This is a genomic window from Pseudoalteromonas sp. GABNS16E (genome assembly GCF_028598715.1).
Classification (GTDB): domain Bacteria; phylum Pseudomonadota; class Gammaproteobacteria; order Enterobacterales; family Alteromonadaceae; genus Pseudoalteromonas; species Pseudoalteromonas atlantica.
This window is the reverse complement of sequence record NZ_JAQREZ010000125.1, coordinates 1-1483: the sequence shown is the minus strand read 5'-3', so window position 1 is coordinate 1483 and position 1483 is coordinate 1. Positions and strand designations below refer to the sequence as shown.

The following is a 1483-nucleotide window of genomic DNA, read 5'->3' as shown; positions in this document are numbered from 1 at the left end:
AGCAGAGGCTAACATGAATAAACATAGCATACTTTTTATCGGTCTTGATACACATAAAGAATTCAATGAAGTCGCCTATATTGAAGAACATAGAGGTGCGCAACCTGTTCATCTTGGCCGAGTTTCGTCTTCCAAAGTGGCCGTTCAAAAGCTTGTTCGTCAGTTCGAATCGAAATACTCTGGCGCAACACTTCATTTTGTTTATGAAGCAGGCCCATGTGGTTATTGGATTTACAGGTTAATTACCAGCCTCGGCCATTGCTGTTACGTGGTGGCGCCCTCTCTTATTCCTAAAAAACCTGGTGAGAAGATTAAAACCGATAAACGTGATGCTCTTAAGCTTGCTAAATTACTTAAGTCTGAAGATTTAACACCTATCTATGTTCCCGAGCCTGAAGATGAAGCTGTACGCGATTTATCTCGTGCACGCGAAGTGGCAATGAAGGACTTAAAAGATGCCAAATATCAATTAAAGGCGCTGTTGCTTCGCAATAATATCAATTATAAAGGCACTGCGAATTGGTCACAAAAACATTTACGTTGGCTCACTGAGATTGTGCTGCCACACCCCGCTCAGCACATCGTCTTACAAGAATTTTTACACACAATTACCGAACGAATAAGCCGACTTGAACGGCTAGACAATGAACTAACACACCACGTTCACCAGTGGCGTTATTATCCTGTTGTCAAAGCAATACAAGCTATGCGTGGTGTCCGTTTGTTGGTCGCCACTGGCGTTGTTGCTGAGCTTGGCGATTTATCGCGTTTCGACCATCCCCGTAAATTAATGAGTTATCTCGGTCTTGTACCCAGTGAACACTCGAGTGGTGGCAAACGCCATATTGGCGCCATCACAAAATGCGGAAATGGCCGAGCAAGACGCCTTCTTGTGGAAGGTGCACACACTTATCGGTATGCGGCAAATATATCAACAGATATGCAAAAACGACAAGAAGGCTTACCAAAGGACATTATTGATATTGCGTGGAAAGCACAGATTAGGCTCTGCAAACGCTATAAAAAAATGATAGCCAAAGGGAAACACTACAATCTGGTTGTTACCGCCATTGCCCGAGAAATGATTGCGTACATATGGGCTATTGCAAAAGAAGTGGTGCTTACGCCAGTGAATACAAAACTTAGATTGGCAAGAGTACCCGCATGATAAACGTATTAGAGTTAATGCATGGGATCAAGCATCGGGTGTGGCACAACCACCGACGGCGTTAGGATGGCAGTGCAGCTAACGCTGCATTGAACCACGAACATAGACTGAAGACAGGTGCCACGACGAAATAAGTAAGGTCTGCTCTGTTACTAGAAATAGTAATAACCAACGAATATCAGCAAGATAACCGACGACATTACTTGCTTCATCCTATGTATTAACTCGCTCTAATTCGAGCTAAAGTAATTATGGCTTAAAAAGTTAGGCAGGGATCAGTGCGTTTAACTTGACAGTGGGAGTCATACCAACGCC

Annotated in this window: 1 protein-coding gene; it reads left to right on the top strand. The window is 43.6% G+C overall.

The genetic code is table 11. From position 1 onward, the window contains the following. Positions 1 to 13 precede the first annotated feature (13 nt). On the top strand, positions 14 to 1168 hold the full coding sequence (locus PSI06_RS20900) for an IS110 family transposase (RefSeq protein ID WP_029772239.1): 1155 nt from the start codon (positions 14 to 16) through the stop codon (positions 1166 to 1168). Positions 1169 to 1483: the final 315 nt, after the last annotated feature.